13 protein-coding genes and 2 tRNA genes are annotated in these 14928 nt (G+C 64.0%); 6 read left to right on the forward strand and 9 right to left on the reverse strand.

Going from position 1 to position 14928, the window contains the following annotated elements; all coding sequences use genetic code 11:
- Positions 1-38: 38 nt before the first annotated feature.
- Positions 39-452: a hypothetical protein gene (locus LMJ30_RS15125; protein WP_229433170.1), complete on the forward strand. Its 414-nt coding sequence runs from the start codon at positions 39-41 to the stop codon at positions 450-452.
- Between the two features lie 367 nt (positions 453-819).
- Here the strand turns inward: LMJ30_RS15125 and LMJ30_RS15130 are convergent, their stop codons facing one another.
- The 4 genes from LMJ30_RS15130 to LMJ30_RS15145 all read right to left on the reverse strand — a co-directional run bounded on the left by LMJ30_RS15130 (position 820) and on the right by LMJ30_RS15145 (position 6983).
- Positions 820-1803, reverse strand: a complete 984-nt coding sequence (locus LMJ30_RS15130; protein WP_229433171.1) for a GGDEF domain-containing response regulator — start codon at positions 1801-1803, stop codon at positions 820-822.
- A gap of 149 nt (positions 1804-1952) precedes the next feature.
- Positions 1953-4943 carry an ATP-binding protein gene (locus tag LMJ30_RS15135; protein WP_229433172.1) on the reverse strand — a complete coding sequence of 997 codons (2991 nt, stop codon included), beginning with the start codon at positions 4941-4943 and terminating at the stop codon, positions 1953-1955.
- On the reverse strand, positions 4940-6004 hold the full coding sequence (locus LMJ30_RS15140) for a cobalamin-independent methionine synthase II family protein (protein ID WP_229433173.1): 1065 nt from the start codon (positions 6002-6004) through the stop codon (positions 4940-4942). Before LMJ30_RS15140 ends, LMJ30_RS15135 begins: the two co-directional genes overlap by 4 nt.
- Positions 6005-6146: 142 nt before the next feature.
- On the reverse strand, positions 6147-6983 hold the full coding sequence (locus LMJ30_RS15145; protein WP_229433174.1) for a response regulator: 837 nt from the start codon (positions 6981-6983) through the stop codon (positions 6147-6149).
- 528 nt (positions 6984-7511) lie between these two features.
- Here LMJ30_RS15145 and LMJ30_RS15150 point away from each other — a divergent pair.
- From LMJ30_RS15150 to LMJ30_RS15160, 3 genes are all read left to right on the forward strand, one after another.
- Positions 7512-7742, forward strand: coding sequence for a hypothetical protein (locus LMJ30_RS15150; protein WP_229433175.1), 231 nt, complete (start codon positions 7512-7514; stop codon positions 7740-7742).
- A gap of 166 nt (positions 7743-7908) precedes the next feature.
- A complete protein-coding gene (locus LMJ30_RS15155) occupies positions 7909-8556 on the forward strand; it encodes a TOL_0243 family YfiR-like periplasmic protein (RefSeq protein WP_229433176.1) in 648 nt (215 codons plus the stop codon).
- The gene (locus tag LMJ30_RS15160) at positions 8556-10445 is read left to right on the forward strand and encodes a sensor histidine kinase, YfiR-like protein-associated (protein ID WP_229433177.1); all 1890 of its coding nucleotides are present in this window, start codon (positions 8556-8558) and stop codon (positions 10443-10445) included. The genes LMJ30_RS15155 and LMJ30_RS15160 overlap by 1 nt, the downstream gene beginning before the upstream one ends.
- 87 nt (positions 10446-10532) lie before the next feature.
- Here the strand turns inward: LMJ30_RS15160 and LMJ30_RS15165 are convergent, their stop codons facing one another.
- Both LMJ30_RS15165 and LMJ30_RS15170 read right to left on the reverse strand, forming a co-directional pair.
- The gene (locus LMJ30_RS15165) at positions 10533-11081 is read right to left on the reverse strand and encodes an FxDxF family PEP-CTERM protein (protein WP_229433178.1); all 549 of its coding nucleotides are present in this window, start codon (positions 11079-11081) and stop codon (positions 10533-10535) included.
- A 523-nt stretch (positions 11082-11604) separates the two neighbouring features.
- Positions 11605-11681: transfer RNA gene (locus LMJ30_RS15170), tRNA-Arg, on the reverse strand.
- A gap of 43 nt (positions 11682-11724) precedes the next feature.
- Between LMJ30_RS15170 and LMJ30_RS15175 the strand changes: the two genes are divergently transcribed.
- Positions 11725-11871 (forward strand): hypothetical protein, encoded by a 147-nt coding sequence (locus tag LMJ30_RS15175; protein ID WP_229433179.1) that lies wholly within the window; start codon positions 11725-11727, stop codon positions 11869-11871.
- A gap of 8 nt (positions 11872-11879) precedes the next feature.
- On the opposite strand, the gene LMJ30_RS15180 is transcribed toward LMJ30_RS15175, so the two are convergent.
- Positions 11880-11956: transfer RNA gene (locus LMJ30_RS15180), tRNA-Arg, on the reverse strand.
- 235 nt (positions 11957-12191) lie between these two features.
- Here LMJ30_RS15180 and LMJ30_RS15185 point away from each other — a divergent pair.
- Positions 12192-13352: an alpha-hydroxy acid oxidase gene (locus LMJ30_RS15185; protein ID WP_229433180.1), complete on the forward strand. Its 1161-nt coding sequence runs from the start codon at positions 12192-12194 to the stop codon at positions 13350-13352.
- Between the two features lie 9 nt (positions 13353-13361).
- Here LMJ30_RS15185 and LMJ30_RS15190 read toward each other — a convergent pair whose 3' ends face one another.
- Both LMJ30_RS15190 and LMJ30_RS15195 read right to left on the reverse strand, forming a co-directional pair.
- Positions 13362-14306, reverse strand: coding sequence for a D-2-hydroxyacid dehydrogenase (locus tag LMJ30_RS15190; RefSeq protein ID WP_229433181.1), 945 nt, complete (start codon positions 14304-14306; stop codon positions 13362-13364).
- Positions 14307-14452: 146 nt separating this feature from the next.
- Positions 14453-14809 (reverse strand): hypothetical protein, encoded by a 357-nt coding sequence (locus LMJ30_RS15195; protein WP_229433182.1) that lies wholly within the window; start codon positions 14807-14809, stop codon positions 14453-14455.
- Positions 14810-14928 lie beyond the last annotated feature (119 nt).

Here is a 14928-nt window from a genome sequence, read left to right on the forward strand (position 1 = left end):
GCAGGTGAAATAACGGAACTAACCTCGAAAGGACAGACATGAACATCGATAAGATTGTTGATACAAAATACTGCGGCATGAATTTCCGCGACCTGTGCAATGCGCCGGTCGAAGCGCTTACCGGTGTCTCGTCCAAGGACGCAAAAGCCCTGCAGCAGGCATTCGGCATCGCCACGATCGGCCAGCTGGCTGACCTGAAATTCGTCAAGTGGGCGAGCGCCATCCGCACCCTGGCGGAGGAAGAATGCGACACCGAAGAGCAGCTGGCCAAGGAAACCCTGCTCGACGACGCGGTCGAGATGACTTTCCCGGCCAGCGACCCGATCTCGGTCGATGCCGGCATCACGCGCATCGAAGTCGCACCGGAAAAAGTCGATGCCCACATCGACCACCAGGCCGCCGGGGAAGTGGAAGAGCACACCCGCAAGGCGGGTGCAGCCAAAGGCCACTGACAACAGCGGGCCGGCGCAAAAGGCTGCCAGCGGCAGCCATGTTTCATCAGAACCGTCATTCCCGCCCGCGCGGGAATGACGTTTTTTTTGGCTATGTCACCGTTAAGTGTGGAAGCGCTACACCCTCGTCGTTCCCGCGCACGCGGGAACCCATACTGAAGACGATCATTAATAAAGCGATTCGACCTCCAGCGCATACATAGCATGGGTTCCCGCTTTCGCGGGAAGTCGGGTCCGCCAGTGGCGGGCACGACGTGCTCAATTCCATACTAACGGTGACTTAGCTTTTTTTTGGGCGGTCGTTGTTCGGGGAGGGCGGCGCCGGCGGGGCGGGCCTGCCGCACCAGCCAGGGTTCCGTGCACGCTGTTAGCGGCGGCGCGGAACCAGTTCAAGCTTTGGGGGTGGCACCATCTGGGCAGGAGAGGCGGAGGTGGCGCAGAAGCGGTTCTTGCCGCCGCGCTTGGCTTCATACAGCGCGTAGTCCGCGATACTGATCAGCGACTCGACCGATTCGGCGTCGTCGGGATAGATGCTGATGCCGATACTGGTCGACAGGCGCAAGGTCAGGTCATTGATGAAGAAGGGCTCGGATACCGCTTCGACCAGCTTGGCGGCCGGGCCCTGGGCATCGGCCAGGCTGTTGACTTCGCCCAGCACGACCATGAATTCGTCGCCGCCAAGGCGCGCCACCGTGTCTTCCTTGCGCGAGGTGGCCAGCAGGCGCTGGGCGACGATCTTCAGCACTTCGTCGCCGTAGGCGTGGCCGTAGGTATCGTTGATCGCCTTGAAGCCATCCAGGTCCAGGTACATGATGGCCGCCTTGTGATGGTTGCGGCTGGCGTGCTGGAGCGTGGTTTCGATGCGGTCTTCCAGCAGGCGGCGGTTCGGCAGCCCGGTCAGCGCGTCATGCAGCGCCAGTTCCTGCTGGGTCTTGCTGTATTGGGCCAGCTCCTTGTACAGCAGGCGCACTTCCAGCATGTTGTGGATGCGCTTGTGTACCTCGAGCAGGTCGAATGGCTTGCTGATGAAGTCGCGCGCGCCCGCTTCCAGCGCGGCGATCTTGAAGCTTGGCTGGGCGGTCAGTGCCAGCACCGGCAGGTAGCCGCCTTTTTCGATTTCCTTCAGGCCCTTCATGACCTGGAAGCCGTTCAGTCCCGGCATCTGCAGGTCGAGCAGGATGATGTCGTAATTGTGCTGGCGATGCAGCGGGCACACCTGTTCAGGGAGCATCGTCGAGCTGACGCTGGTGTAGCCTTCCTCGCGCAATATCTCCTCCATCAATTCGATATTGTCTGGGGAATCGTCAACTACCAATATTTTGGCGTTAAGAATGTCTTCGCGGCTCGGCATGCGTGATCTCGGTAAAAAGCCCCAAACCGGCGGCGGTGGCACTACGGGAACTTCAGGTTCCACAGCTCACATAGTGTAGCAAAAGGTCGAAACTTTCTTGTAGGACAGCGCCGCGTGTCACGGTAGGAGCGCGAATAGTCCCTTACGGCTCAGCTGAACCGGGGCGCGACGATCGATGCAACGATGGCGATCAGCTCGGTCGGCTCGACCGGTTTGGCGATATGCGCCCTGAATCCGGCCTCCAGCGCCCGCACCCGGTCTTCCGAGCGGGCGAACGCGGTCAGGGCCACAGCCGGCAACTCGCCACCCGCGTCGCGGCCGAGCGCGCGTACCCGCGCCAGCAGTTCGAATCCATCGACGTCGGGCATGCCCAGGTCCGACACCAGCACGTCCGGCCGCATGTTACGGAAGGACGCCAGGGCGGCCGCGGCGCTGCCGGCAGTCGCAACACTTGCATTGCAATCCGACAATATACGCTTAATCAGGTCGCGTGCGTCAGGTTCGTCGTCAACCACCAGCACATGGATCCCGGACAGGTCGCGCAGCAGGATGTCCGGGGTATGCGGCGGCAGCGGGCTGAACGCCACCCGGTCGGGCCGCGCCGGGGCCGGCTGCACGGCCGCCGTCGGCAGCCTGATGGTGAAGCGCGCGCCCAGGTCCTCGCCCTCGCTCTCGACGCTGACGGTGCCGCCGTGCTGCTCGATCAGGTGCTTGACGATCGCCAGCCCGAGCCCGAGGCCGCCGTGGCGCCGGGTGGTCGAGGCGTCGGCCTGGCGGAAGCGTTCAAACACGTGGCTGATGAATTCGGGCTTGATGCCGGCGCCGGTGTCGGCCACGCTGATCTCCGTGTGGCCGTCCGACGGCGTCACTTCGATGCGCACCACGCCGTCGCGCGGGGTGAACTTGATGGCGTTCGACAGCAGGTTCCAGATCACCTGCTGCAACCGGCCCGGGTCGCCCGCGATGACGCCGGCCTCGGGGTGGTAGTCTTTTTCGATCCGGATGTTCTTGGCGTCGGCGGCAGGGCGCACCGTTTCGATGGCGGCGTCGATGAACAGCGACGGGTGCACCGCCTGCATGTCGAGCAGCACCTTGCCGGACGTGATGCGGCTCATGTCGAGCAGGTCTTCGATCAGCTGGGCCTGGGCGCGCGCGTTGCGTTCGATCGTCTGCAGGCCGCGCTGCAGGTCGGCCGGGTCGCGCGAGCCGCGCCGCAGCACCTGGGCCCAGCCCAGGATCGCCGACAGCGGCGTGCGCAGTTCGTGCGACAGCGTGGCCAGGAATTCATCCTTCATCTGGGAGGTGCGTTCGGCCTCGGCGCGCGCCGAGCGCTCGCTCTCGAGCAGCACCTTGCGCTCTTCGGCCGCGTGGTGGGCCGCTTCGTACAGGCGCGTGTTGTCGATCGCCACGGCGGCCTGGGCTGCGATGCCGCCGACGATGCGCTCGGTGCGCTCGCTGAAGATGCCCGGCTCCGGGTGGCCGAAGAACAGGCTGCCAAGCACTTCGCCACTGCGCGCGATGACCGGCACGGCCAGGTAGCTGCGCACCGGCGGATGGCCGTCCGGCACCCCGAAATGGGGGCTGTTGTTGCCGTAGCGCGGGTCGCGCGTGATGTCGTCGGAACGCACCACGCCTTCACCGCGCAGGCTCGGCCCGAACAGCGGCGTGGCGCGCGGGTAGCCGACCCGTTCGAACTCGTCGGGCGCGGCGCCGGACAGGGTGTACAGGGTGAACAGGTCACCGTCGGCATCCTTGCCGTGGTAGAAGAAGGCGCCGAAACGCGCGCCGCTGACCCCGGTGGCGGCGTCGGTCACGGTCTGCAGCAGCGAACGCAGGTCGCGCTGCGTGGCGAGGGCGGCGCCGGTGCTGTTGAGCAGTTCGAGCACGTTCGACTCCTCGCGCAGCGCCTGCTGGACCCGCTTGACCTGGTCGACGTCGGTATTGGTGCCGAACCAGCTGACCACCTTGCCGTGGCGGTCGCGCACGGCGTTGACCCGGGTCAGGAACCAGCGGTACTCGCCATCGGCGCCGCGGATCGGGAATTCCATGTCGAATGGCTTGCCGGTGGCGATCGACTCGTTCCAGCGCTGCAGCACCTGCGGCAGTACTTCCGGGTCGTGCACCGACTTCCAGCCCCAGCCGGCCATCTGGTCGGGCGTGGTGCCGGTGTAGTGGTACCAGCGCTCGTTGAACCAGACGATGGCGCCGCTCGGTTCGGCCATCCAGGCCAGCTGGGGAATCGAGTTGGCCAGCGCGCGCATCATTTCTTCGCTCTGGCGCAAGGCATCCTCGGCGCTCTTGCGGGTGCTAATGTCGTGCACCACCCCGACCATGCCGAGCACGCCGCTGACCTTGTCGTGGTCGACCCGGCCGACGGCGGCGATCCAGCGCTGCTCGGCGCCGCCGCCGATGCGGAACTCGATGTCGAGGTCGCACCGTTGCGAGAACGCGTCAAGCAGGGCGGCGCGGGCGCGCGCGCGGTCTTCCTCGTGCACGCGGTGCAGTACCTGCGCCAGGTCGATCGGGATTTCAGGCGGCAGCGAGAAGATGTCGGCGGCGCGCTGGCCAAGGCTGACCGTATTGGACGCCGCGTCCCAGCGCCAGTCGCCGAGGCGGCCGGCCGCCAGCGCCACCTGCAGGCGGCTGTTGCCGTCCTTCAGGGCCTGCTCGTCGGCCTTGCGCCGCGTGATGTCCTGGAAGTAGACGGTCAGGCCGTCCGGAGATGGATAGGCGCGCAGGTCGAACCAGGTGCGCAGCTGCGGGTAATAGTATTCGAACGCCTGGGTGCGGTGGGTCGCCATCGCGCGCCGGCATTGCTTGTCGAGCGCGGTGCCCTGCAATTCAGGGAAGGCTTCCCAGATCACCTGGCCCACCATGTTTTCACGCGTCTTGGCCAGCGGCGACAACAGCTGCAGGGCGCGCGCATTGATGTAGCTGATGCGCCAGTCGCGGCCGACCGCGCAGAAACCGTCGGTCAGGCTTTCGAGCATGCGCTCCATGCGGTCGTTGGCCGCACGCAGCGCGCTCTTGGCTTCGAGCAGCTCCTGCTCGGCGCGCTGGCGCGCTTGCAGCACGCTGTTGGCGTTCTGCATCGCGACCGAACGCATCTGTTCGAGTTCGTCGTCGCCGCTCGCGCTCACGACAGTCCTTCCAGCATGGCGGACGCCAGCGCGGTGCCTTCGACCCGCGCGCGGATCTTGGCAAAGGCGGTATCGCGGGTGGTCGACAGGTCGTCGCAGAACGGCGCGAAGCCGCAGTCGTCGGTGGTGCCCAGCTGTGCCGGCGGGATGTACTCGGCCGCCTGCAGCACGCGGTCGCGCACCAGTTGCGGCGTTTCAACGACAGGGTCGATCGGCGAGATGACGCCGACAAACACGCGCTGGCCGGGCAACATGCACTGGCGGATGATCTTCAGCACGCGCACCGGGTCGGTCTCGCCGGCCAGCGCCACATAGAAATTGCCCACCTTCAGGTTGAACAGGCTGGGCAGCAGGTCGGCGTAATCGACGTCCTGGCTGTGGGTCGAGTCCTGGTCGCCGCCGGGGCAGGTGTGCACGCCGATGCGTTGGCGCTCGGCCTCGCTGAAGCGGCCGAGTGCCAGGTTGTTGAGGTCGATGAAGCTGGTCAGCAGGCCGCCGCTCGGGTCGAGCCTGACGGCCAGCCGGCCTTCGGTAAAGTCCACCTGCACTTTATAGGCGCCGCGCTCGAGGCAGCGGCGGATTTCGGTTTCATGCTCGTCGAGCAGGTCGGCCAGGAACTGGTCGCGCGAATAGCCGGGCAAGCCTTCGGGCGGATACATCAGCGACAGCGCCGACGGCGAGATCACGGCCTGCTTGACCGGCACCGTGGCGTAGCGCTGGGCCATCGCGAGGAACTCGTCGGCATAGCGCTGGTAGCGGAACGGCGCGCTGGCCAGGCGCGGCATGCGGCGGGTGTGGCCGGCGGCGAAAGGAATCTGGAAACCGTCGGGCGAGGTATTGGCGGCGCCATGCACAGGATAGGTCCAGAAATTATGGTACTTGCGCTGTTCGCCGTCGGTGATGACGGGGGAACCGGTGGCCTCGAAGCGCTGCACGGTATCGCGTACCGCATCCTCGTAAAGGCGCTCGAGCCGCTCGCGCGGGACGTCGCCTGCCGCCAGTGCGGCGACCAGTTCAGGCGGGCGGGGAATGCTGCCGATAGGCTCGGTCGGGATCATCATTTGTCTGGCGTCTGGCTGTCATGCCATGTTGCATGCACGTGGGTAAGCCGGCTCTGTGCACGAGGCAGGACCGAAACCGATTCTAGCGCAGCAGCCAGCGTTTGCTGCACACGGTTGGTGCGGCAGCTGGGCGCAGCTGCCACTAGCGGCCCAGCTGGCGCGCCATTGCGTCAAGCGTGCCCTGCAGCTGTTCCATCTCATATGGTTTCTGGAGCGATACAAAAGGGAAGGGCAGGTGGCGCAGCAAGGTGTCGCCGTAGCCGGACGCGAAGATCACCTGCATGGACGGCTGCAGCACCAGGCCCTGGCGCGCCAGCTCGACGCCCGACATGCCGGGCAGGCTGACGTCCGAGAACAGCACGTCGTAGGTGGCGGCGCCAAGCATGCCGAGGGCGGCTTCGGCGTCGCCGACACCGTCGGCGTGGTGGCCGAAGGCCTTGAGCATTTCGCACACCAGGTATTGGGAGTCGAGGTTGTCTTCCACCACCAGGATGCGCAGGCCATGGTGCGGGGCCGCGGCCTGGGCCTCTGGCAGGCCGCAGTCGCCCAGTGCGCACAGCACGCCCGCGACCTGGTCGTGTTCGTCGCGTACCGGGGTCAGGTGGACATCGCAGGCCAGCCGGTGGCCGCCCTGCGCGGAGCCGAAGGTGAGCGGTTGCTGTGCGAGCCGGATGGCGTCGCCGGCGCGGGCGCGCAGGACAGCGTCGGCGCAAGCGGCGAGCGGCGCAGCCAGCGGCGCGCCCGCCACGGCGCCGGGCGCGGCGGCGCCAGCCATGCGGCCGTACGCCTCATTGAACACGACCACCGGATCGTCGCCCCACGCCAGCAGCATGGGAGAGGGGGTGTTGAGCAGGATATCGACGCTGAGCCTGAGTGCGTAAGGCCAGCCTGCGCGGGGTCCCAACTGGGTGGCCTGCCAATCATAGGTGGCGGGCGCAAGCGCGCCTGTGGCCGAGTCGTCCGGGGAAGCCTGTCGCATGGGTTATATCGTTAGGTAAGGTAAAGAACCTGCGCATCCTACACCAAACCGCCAGTAACTTGTCGATTCGCCATGGAGTGCGGACGCGGCGGACGCGGCGGACGCGTGGGAAGGCAGCGTCGTGCCTGCCGTATTGTGCCCTGCGCTGAACCACCGGCGAAAAAAAGCTATGTCACCGTTAGGTATGGAATTGAGCACGTCGTGCCCGCCACTGGCGGACCCGACTTCCCGCGAAAGCGGGAACCCATACTATGTATGCGCTGGAGGTCGAATCGCTTGATTACTGATCGTCTTCAGTATGGGTTCCCGCGTGCGCGGGAACGACGAGGGTGTAGCGCTTCCACACCTAACGGTGACATAGCCAAAAAAAAAGCCCGCTTCAGTGAGCGGGCTGAATCTATTCTTGGAGGAGAATAGAGGAGACAGGTGTAATAATGCCGCATGGAAACACGAAATGCCAATGGTTTCTTGTGATAGCGGTTATCAGATTTCTGTATACTTGATCTATTCATACACCGTGGAGTCGGAATGCCAACAGTTGTCTGCCACAGGAGGGTGAATATCGTCGTCCTCGGCGCCGGCGAAACCATTGCCGCGCATTGCAAGCCCGGCGACATTGCGATTGTTGCCGAGAGCGATGGCTGGTGGACCAGTTTCATCGGCAAGAACGGGGCGGTCGACAGCTACGACCAGCCCTATCCCAGCTACAATGAGGCCCTGTGGGCAGCCAAGGCAGCCGCCGAATTTGGACTCGATTGACGGCGCCGGGGCAGTGGCGCTTCCCGGCCGCGTGATCAACAGACAAAAAAACCACGCGCAAGCCTGCTCGCGCACTCATGCATTACTTTGTGCAGTCCAGAAAATGTTCTACGATAGCAAGCATGAGTAACAGACAGACCAGATTCCCGATACCGCCTCCGGCTGCGTGCCGACACACCTGGCCAGCGACAACGTCGGCCACGACGTCGGCGCGTGCCTAGACATGTCCTTGCCGCGCCTGCCTGCCCCCTCCCTGCCGCGCCGCCGCGCGCTGGCCGGCCTGCTCGCGCTTGCCGCAGGCGTGCCCGCCGGCGTCCCGGCGCGCGCCGACAGCGGGGGAGGGGCGCTGGAACGCAGCGTGAAGGCGGCTTTTTTGTATAAGTTCCTGATGTTTACCGAGTTTCCTGCCTCTGCCTTCGCCGACCCGGCAGCCCCCCTGGTGATCGGCGTGGCCGGCGCCGACGACATGGCGCGCGAGCTGGGGCGCCTGGTGGCCGGCCGCACCGTCAACCGCCGCCCGGTTGTCGTCCGCACGCTGCGCGACGACGACGCCACCGATGGCCTGCACCTGCTGTTCGTCGGGGGCAGCGACGCGGGACGGCTGGCGCGCCTGGCGCGGCCAGCCCAGGGAGCGCCGTTGCTGGTAGTAACCGAGGCCGTGGATGGCCTGCAGCACGGCAGCGTCATCAATTTCCGTATTGTCGCGGAGCGCGTGCGCTTCGACGTGTCGCTTGAGGCGGCCGACAAACACAAAGTCAAACTCAGTTCGCGCCTGTTGACGGTGGCGAACCATGTGCACAAGGGAGCACCGTGATGCAACACGATACCGGCTCCGTCCGCAGTAAGCTCATTATCATGGCCGTGTCGACCACCCTGGTGGCGCTGCTGTCGGCCTCGATCGCCATGCTGCTGTATGACCTGCGGACGTTCCAACAATACTGGGTCGACGACCTGATGACACAGGCCGACATCATGGCCAGCGTCACCGCTCCCGCGCTCGCATTTAACGACAGCAGCACCGCCCAGAAGAACCTGGCCGTGCTGAAGGTCCGCCCGCAGATCCTGTCGGGCGCCGTATATACGGCCGCGGGTACGCGCTTTGCCGCCTATACGCAGCAGTCACGCGAGCCGGACTATCCGGCCCGTCCGGGGCGGCCCGGCCATACCTTCGAGCGCGACGAGCTGGTGGTGTACCACAACATCATCGAGAACGGCGAGCTGCTCGGCACGGTCTACCTGCGCGCGCGCTACGCGCTGGTCGATCGCATGCTCGACTACGGGTTGATTTTGGGCGCCGTGATGCTCGCTGCGCTGGCGATCGCCGCGCTGGTCGCGTCGCGCCTGCAACAGAGCATCACCACGCCGCTGCTGGCGGTGACGAATGTGGCGCGCGAAGTGATGCAGAAGCGCGACTTCAGCCTGCGCGTGCCGGGTAACCAGCGCGGCGAGATTGGCGTGCTGGTCGCGGCCTTCAACGATATGCTGGCCGAGATCGGGCGCCGCTCGCACGCCTTGCAGGAAGCGAACCTGACGCTGGAACACGAAATGCAGGTGCGCCACCGCGCCGAGGAGGCGCTGCTGCAGGGCGACCGCCGCAAGGACGAGTTCCTGGCGACCCTGGCGCACGAGCTGCGCAATCCGCTGGCGCCGATCCGCACCGGCCTCGACATCCTGCGCATCCGCAGCGGCGACGCCCAGGCCACGCAGCGCGCCACCGACATCATGGAACGCCAGCTGCGCCAGATGGTCCGGCTGGTCGACGACCTGCTCGACGTGTCGCGCATAAATACCGGCAAGTTCGCCATCAAGATGGGCCGGGTCGAACTGAAGGCGGTCGTCAACGACGCGCTCGAAGTGGTGCGCTCGTACATCGAGCTGCACGGCCATGAGCTGGTGATCGACCTGCCGGACCGGCCGGTGTTCCTGCACGGCGACGCGACGCGGCTGGCGCAGATCCTGTCGAACCTGCTCAACAACGCCGCCAAGTACACCAACCGGGGCGGCCGGGTCAGCCTGTCGGCGCGGGTCGAGGACAAAATCCTGACCGTCTGCGTGGCTGACAACGGCATCGGTATCGCCCCGGAGATGCTGGACCACGTATTCGAGATGTTCGTCCAGGTGGATTCGACGCTGGAGCGCACCAACGCCGGCCTTGGGGTCGGGCTGTCGCTGGCGCGCAGGCTGGTCGAGCTGCACGGCGGCACGATCGAAGCGAGCAGCGGCGGCGTGGGGCGCGGCAGCGAATTTACCGTGCGCCTGCCGATCGTGGTCGAGCCGGAAATGCCGACCAAAAGCACGCCGGCCGCCTATATCAGCGCGGAAAGCTACCGTATCCTGCTGGCCGACGACAACGTCGACTTCGTCAACAGCATCGGCGCCTTGCTGTCGGCGATGGGCCACAGCGTGGTGATCACGCACAATGGCCCGGATGCGTTGACTGCGGCGGCGCGCTTTTGCCCCGACTATGCCTTCCTCGACATCGGCCTGCCGAAGATGTCGGGCTACGACCTGGCGCGCGGCATCCGCAAGCTGCCGTGCGGCTCGATCACCTTGCTGGTGGCGGTGACTGGCTGGGGCCAGGAAAAAGACCGCCAGCTCGCGTTCGAGGCAGGATTCGACCATCACATGGTCAAGCCGGTGCGCTTTGAGCAGATCGAGGAGATTCTCAGCAACCGCAGCCTGATCAAGAAGGTACGGGGCTGAGCAGCACAAACGGGAAGCGGGAAGCGCAATGCTTCCCGCCAAAAAAAACGGAAGCGCGAAGCTTCCGTTCCAAGATGAGCGCTCGGCTCAGGCTTCTGGCTTGACCTTGCGGCGGCGTGCCATCCAGCCCACCAGGCCCAGGCCTGCCAGCATCATGCCGTAGGTTTCTGGCTCTGGCACTGGCTGCAGCATGACTGCACCGCCGAAGCTGCCGGAGGTGTCCGAAACCATCGTGCCGCTGACCTGCAGGTAGTAGTTACCCAGTGCCAGGTTGTCGGTCGACAGCGTCCAGACATCGTTCATGCCGCTCATCAACGAGGTGCCGTTCGCGATCAGCGTACCAGCTTCGCTGTACACACCCAGGCCGGTGATGTCCAGGCCGGTGCTTGCCGAGCTGCTGATCGACGAGATGATGGCGTCGATGTTGTGCGGCAGGCCCGTTACCGAGAACGTGAAGCGGTCGGAGAAGGTGTCACCCATGTTGTCCATCGCGAAAGAATCGCCAAAGAATCCGCTGCCATCAAGCAGGGTCAGCGCTTCTGGCGCCTGGCTGATGTCTTCAGCGAACGCTGCGCCGGAGCCCAGCGAAGCGGTGGCAAGCACGAGTGCAGCTACCAGTGATTTCGTCTTTTTCATTTGTGACCTCATAGAGATACAGCCGCGTCCTGCAGCTTGGTTAATCAAGAATCGGGGACCCCCAATTTAACAAAGGCGCGTTTAAAATCCGTTTGCGCGCGGCTTTTAATCGTAACAACTGTTACATTTTCCGGCTGTAAATTGATTTATTTTTCACAATTAAAAAGACCCCGGTCTCATAGGGAAGCGCCTTATTTTTTCGTTGCTGAATCGAAAAGATTGAACGGATTACCATTTATCCGTAGGTTTGTTCCTACGCGGAGACGGGGGAGGTTCCGGTGCTGACTTCGATTCCGCGAGGCAACTTCTGGCGCTTTTTAAGCCGGGTTTAAGTTCCCCGCTGTATTGGCTGGACCGTTTCGGGAAATCGTGCGTGCTGGACATAAGGCGCGAATCGAACAGATGAGCTATTGATGAGCGCAGATGGCGACAAAAGCCCCGCAAGTTTCAGCCGTGAATGGAGGACGGCGGGAAAAAGAAAAAAGGCCTGGAGATTTCTCTCCAGGCCTTTCGTCCTGATTCTTGGTGCGGCTGGCAGGAATTGAACCCACGACCCCTTGGTTCGTAGCCAAGTACTCTATCCAGCTGAGCTACAGCCGCCGAAGACAAGATTATAGCAGCAGTTTCAGAAATATCAAAGGGGATGTCGGTGATGCCGTTTTTGCGCGCCGGGTGCCGTGTCATCACCGGCAAGCGGCGGGTGCGCTTTGCTTACCCGCCCTACGATCATTGCGCTAAAGTGGTTCCGGAAAAGAAAAAAGGCCTGGAGATTTCTCTCCAGGCCTTTTAACCTGATTCTGGTGCGGCTGGCAGGAATTGAACCCACGACCCCTTGGTTCGTAGCCAAGTACTCTATCCAGCTGAGCTACAGCCGCGAAGGCAAGCATTATAGCAGCTTCGTTTTATTTGCGGAAGTTTTAATTTCTACTTCAACACTTAAACTCTGTTGCCCTCCGGGCTTGCGCGTCCGAAGAAGCAGCATTGTAGGGGGACGGGCCGGGTTTGTCCAGAGCCATCGGCCAAAAGACCGCATTGGATTTTTGTCAGCCAGTCCGCTCATCTGGTAGATTACAGGGAGTCATTATTTAACCAGCTCCCCGGGACGCCTGCATGACCATCATTACGACGATTGAAGACCTGCGTGTTCTAGCCAAAAAGCGCGTGCCGCGCATGTTCTACGATTACGCGGATGCCGGTTCGTGGACCGAATCGACCTACCGCGCCAACACCGAAGATTTTGCGAAAATTAAGTTTCGCCAGCGCGTCGCGGTCAACCTCGAAAACCGCAGCACCAGGAGCGTGATGATCGGCGAGGACGTGTCGATGCCGGTCGCGCTGGCGCCAACCGGCCTGACCGGCATGCAGCATGCCGACGGGGAGATCCTGGCCGCCCGCGCCGCCGAGAAATTCGGCGTGCCATTTACCTTGTCGACGATGAGCATCTGCTCGATCGAGGACGTGGCCGCCAACACCACCCGCCCGTTCTGGTTCCAGCTGTATGTGATGCGCGACCGCGCTTTCATCGAACGCCTGATCGAACGGGCGCGCGCGGCGCGCTGTTCGGCGCTGGTGCTGACGCTCGACCTGCAGGTGCTGGGCCAGCGCCATAAGGACATCCGCAACGGCATGACGGCGCCGCCCAAGATGACGGTGGCAAATATCCTCAACCTGATGACCAAGCCGCGCTGGGTGATGGGCATTTTGGGCACGCAGCGCCGCGGCTTCGGCAATATCGTCGGCCATGCCAGCGATGTGTCCGACATGTCGTCGCTGTCGGCGTGGACCTCGCAGCAGTTCGACCCGGCCCTGTCGTGGGACGACGTCGAGTGGATCAAGCGCCGCTGGGGCGGAAAACTGATCATCAAGGGCATCATGGATCCGGAAGACGCGCGCCTGGCGCTTGACTCCGGCGCGGACGCGCTGATCGTGTCGAACCATGGCGGCCGCCAGCTCGATGGCGCGCAGTCGAGCATCGAGGCACTGCCGGCGATTGTCGACGAGGTGGGGCAGCGCATCGAGGTGCACATGGACGGCGGCATCCGCTCGGGGCAGGATGTGATCCGGGCGCTGGCGCTGGGCGCCAAGGGCGTCTACATCGGCCGTCCCTTCCTCTACGGGCTGGGCGCGATGGGGGAGCAGGGCGTGACCAGGTGCCTGGAGATCATCCGCAATGAGCTCGACCTGACGATGGCATTCTGCGGCCTGCGCGACGTCCGGCACGTCGACAGCAAGATCCTGCTGCCATCGACCTGCCCGCCGGGCTGCAAGTAAGGCCGGCGCTCAGACGACGTTGGTCGGCGCGCCCTTGGCGTAGGCTTCAACGTTGTCGATCAGCATGTCTGCCAGTGTCTGCATGGCGCCGGCACTGGCCCAGGCGACATGCGGGGTGAGGATAAAGTTCGGCAGGTTCAGTTCGAGCAGCGGGTTGCCCGCCACGGGCGGCTCCTTGCTCAACACGTCGAAGCCCGCGCCGCCGATGACGCCGCCGGCCAGTGCCGCGGCCAGGGCCGCTTCATCGACCAGGCCGCCGCGCGCGGTGTTAATCAAGAGGGCGGTGGGCTTCATTGTCGCCAGTTCGGCCGCGCCGATCATGTTGCGGGTCTGGTCGTTGAGCGGCAGGTGCAGGCTGACGATATCGCAGCTGCCCAGCAGTTCTGGCAGCGGCAGCACCGTGACGCCTGGGTCTGCCACCTGCGATCTCGACGTCACGAACACTTCCATGCCGAAAGCGCGCGCAAGGTGCGCCACCTTGTGACCCAGTGCGCCATAACCGACGATGCCGATGCGGCTGCCGGCCAGGTCGCCGATCGGGTGGTCGAGCAGGCAGAAGCGCTCCTGCGCCTGCCAGCGCCCGGCCGCAACGTCCGCGCTGTACGCCAGCAGGTTGCGGCGCAGGGCGAGGATCAGGGTGAACACATGCTCGGGGACCGAGACCAGGGAGTAGTTGCGGATGTTCGACACCACGATGCCGCGTTCGCGGCAGGCTGCCAGGTCGACGTTATCGGTGCCGGTGGCGGCCACCGCAACCATCTTCAGCGCGGGCAGGCGCGCGATATCGGCGGCGCGCAGGGGGACTTTATTGGTGATCGCGATGGTCGCGTCCTGCAAACGGGCGCCGACGTCTGCAGGCGCAGTGCCGGGGTATTCGATCCATTCATGGTCAAAGGAAGGCCTGCGCACATTGGCGTCGAGGCTGTCGCGGTCGAGAAAAACGATTTTTTCCATGTGGCCCCTGCCGGTTGGGTTATCGATATGCACCGCATCCGATTGTAGACCAACTCGGCAGCGCCTGGGCTGGCGCCAACAAGATGGGCGCCGTACCATGCTTGAACAGCACGGGAGGGCGCCCGGGAACCGCTTGCCGCGACTGCTTACTTGGACTTGGCGTCTTTCTTGGCCTTGCTTGCTTTCGCATCGGCCTTCTCTGCTTTGGCGGCAGCTTTCTCTTCCTTGGCGCTGGCCTTCGCTTCTTTGGCCTCGGCCTTCTCGATCATGGCGTCAGCCTTGGCGTCGGACGGCGTCGCCGGGGTAGCCGGTACTGCCGGCACCGCAGGCACTGCGGTATCGGTTGCGCTTGGCGGAATAGCTGGAACCGCAGGGGTGGCAGGCACCGCTGGCATCGTCGCGGTCGGCGGCGTTGCTGGAACTGCTGGCGTTGCCGGCGTTGCCTGGGCATACACCGAAGTTGCGAACAGGCCGGCGATCAGGGTTGCGATAGTTTTCTTCATAGGAATATTCTCCGTACAGTTATAAAATTTGTATGTTGCATGCCTATCAACGGGAGCTGCTGAGACCGGGTTGACGATCTTTACATCTACTTACAAACCGTTAGCTATCGAACAGTGTT

Source organism: Massilia agrisoli (assembly GCF_020831365.1).
Lineage (GTDB): Bacteria > Pseudomonadota > Gammaproteobacteria > Burkholderiales > Burkholderiaceae_D > Telluria_A > Telluria_A agrisoli.

What these genes read in the sequence shown, in the direction of transcription:
- LMJ30_RS15195 (WP_229433182.1), bottom strand. Translation starts at nt 14,809, where the DNA reads ATGAAGAAAACTATCGCAACCCTGATCGCCGGCCTGTTCGCAACTTCG.
- LMJ30_RS15130 (WP_229433171.1), bottom strand. Translation starts at nt 1,803, where the DNA reads ATGCCGAGCCGCGAAGACATTCTTAACGCCAAAATATTGGTAGTTGAC.
- LMJ30_RS15185 (WP_229433180.1), top strand. Translation starts at nt 12,192, where the DNA reads ATGACCATCATTACGACGATTGAAGACCTGCGTGTTCTAGCCAAAAAG.
- LMJ30_RS15160 (WP_229433177.1), top strand. Translation starts at nt 8,556, where the DNA reads ATGCAACACGATACCGGCTCCGTCCGCAGTAAGCTCATTATCATGGCC.
- LMJ30_RS15140 (WP_229433173.1), bottom strand. Translation starts at nt 6,004, where the DNA reads ATGATGATCCCGACCGAGCCTATCGGCAGCATTCCCCGCCCGCCTGAA.
- LMJ30_RS15165 (WP_229433178.1), bottom strand. Translation starts at nt 11,081, where the DNA reads ATGAAAAAGACGAAATCACTGGTAGCTGCACTCGTGCTTGCCACCGCT.
- LMJ30_RS15190 (WP_229433181.1), bottom strand. Translation starts at nt 14,306, where the DNA reads ATGGAAAAAATCGTTTTTCTCGACCGCGACAGCCTCGACGCCAATGTG.
- LMJ30_RS15175 (WP_229433179.1), top strand. Translation starts at nt 11,725, where the DNA reads ATGTCGGTGATGCCGTTTTTGCGCGCCGGGTGCCGTGTCATCACCGGC.
- LMJ30_RS15125 (WP_229433170.1), top strand. Translation starts at nt 39, where the DNA reads ATGAACATCGATAAGATTGTTGATACAAAATACTGCGGCATGAATTTC.
- LMJ30_RS15150 (WP_229433175.1), top strand. Translation starts at nt 7,512, where the DNA reads ATGCCAACAGTTGTCTGCCACAGGAGGGTGAATATCGTCGTCCTCGGC.
- LMJ30_RS15145 (WP_229433174.1), bottom strand. Translation starts at nt 6,983, where the DNA reads ATGCGACAGGCTTCCCCGGACGACTCGGCCACAGGCGCGCTTGCGCCC.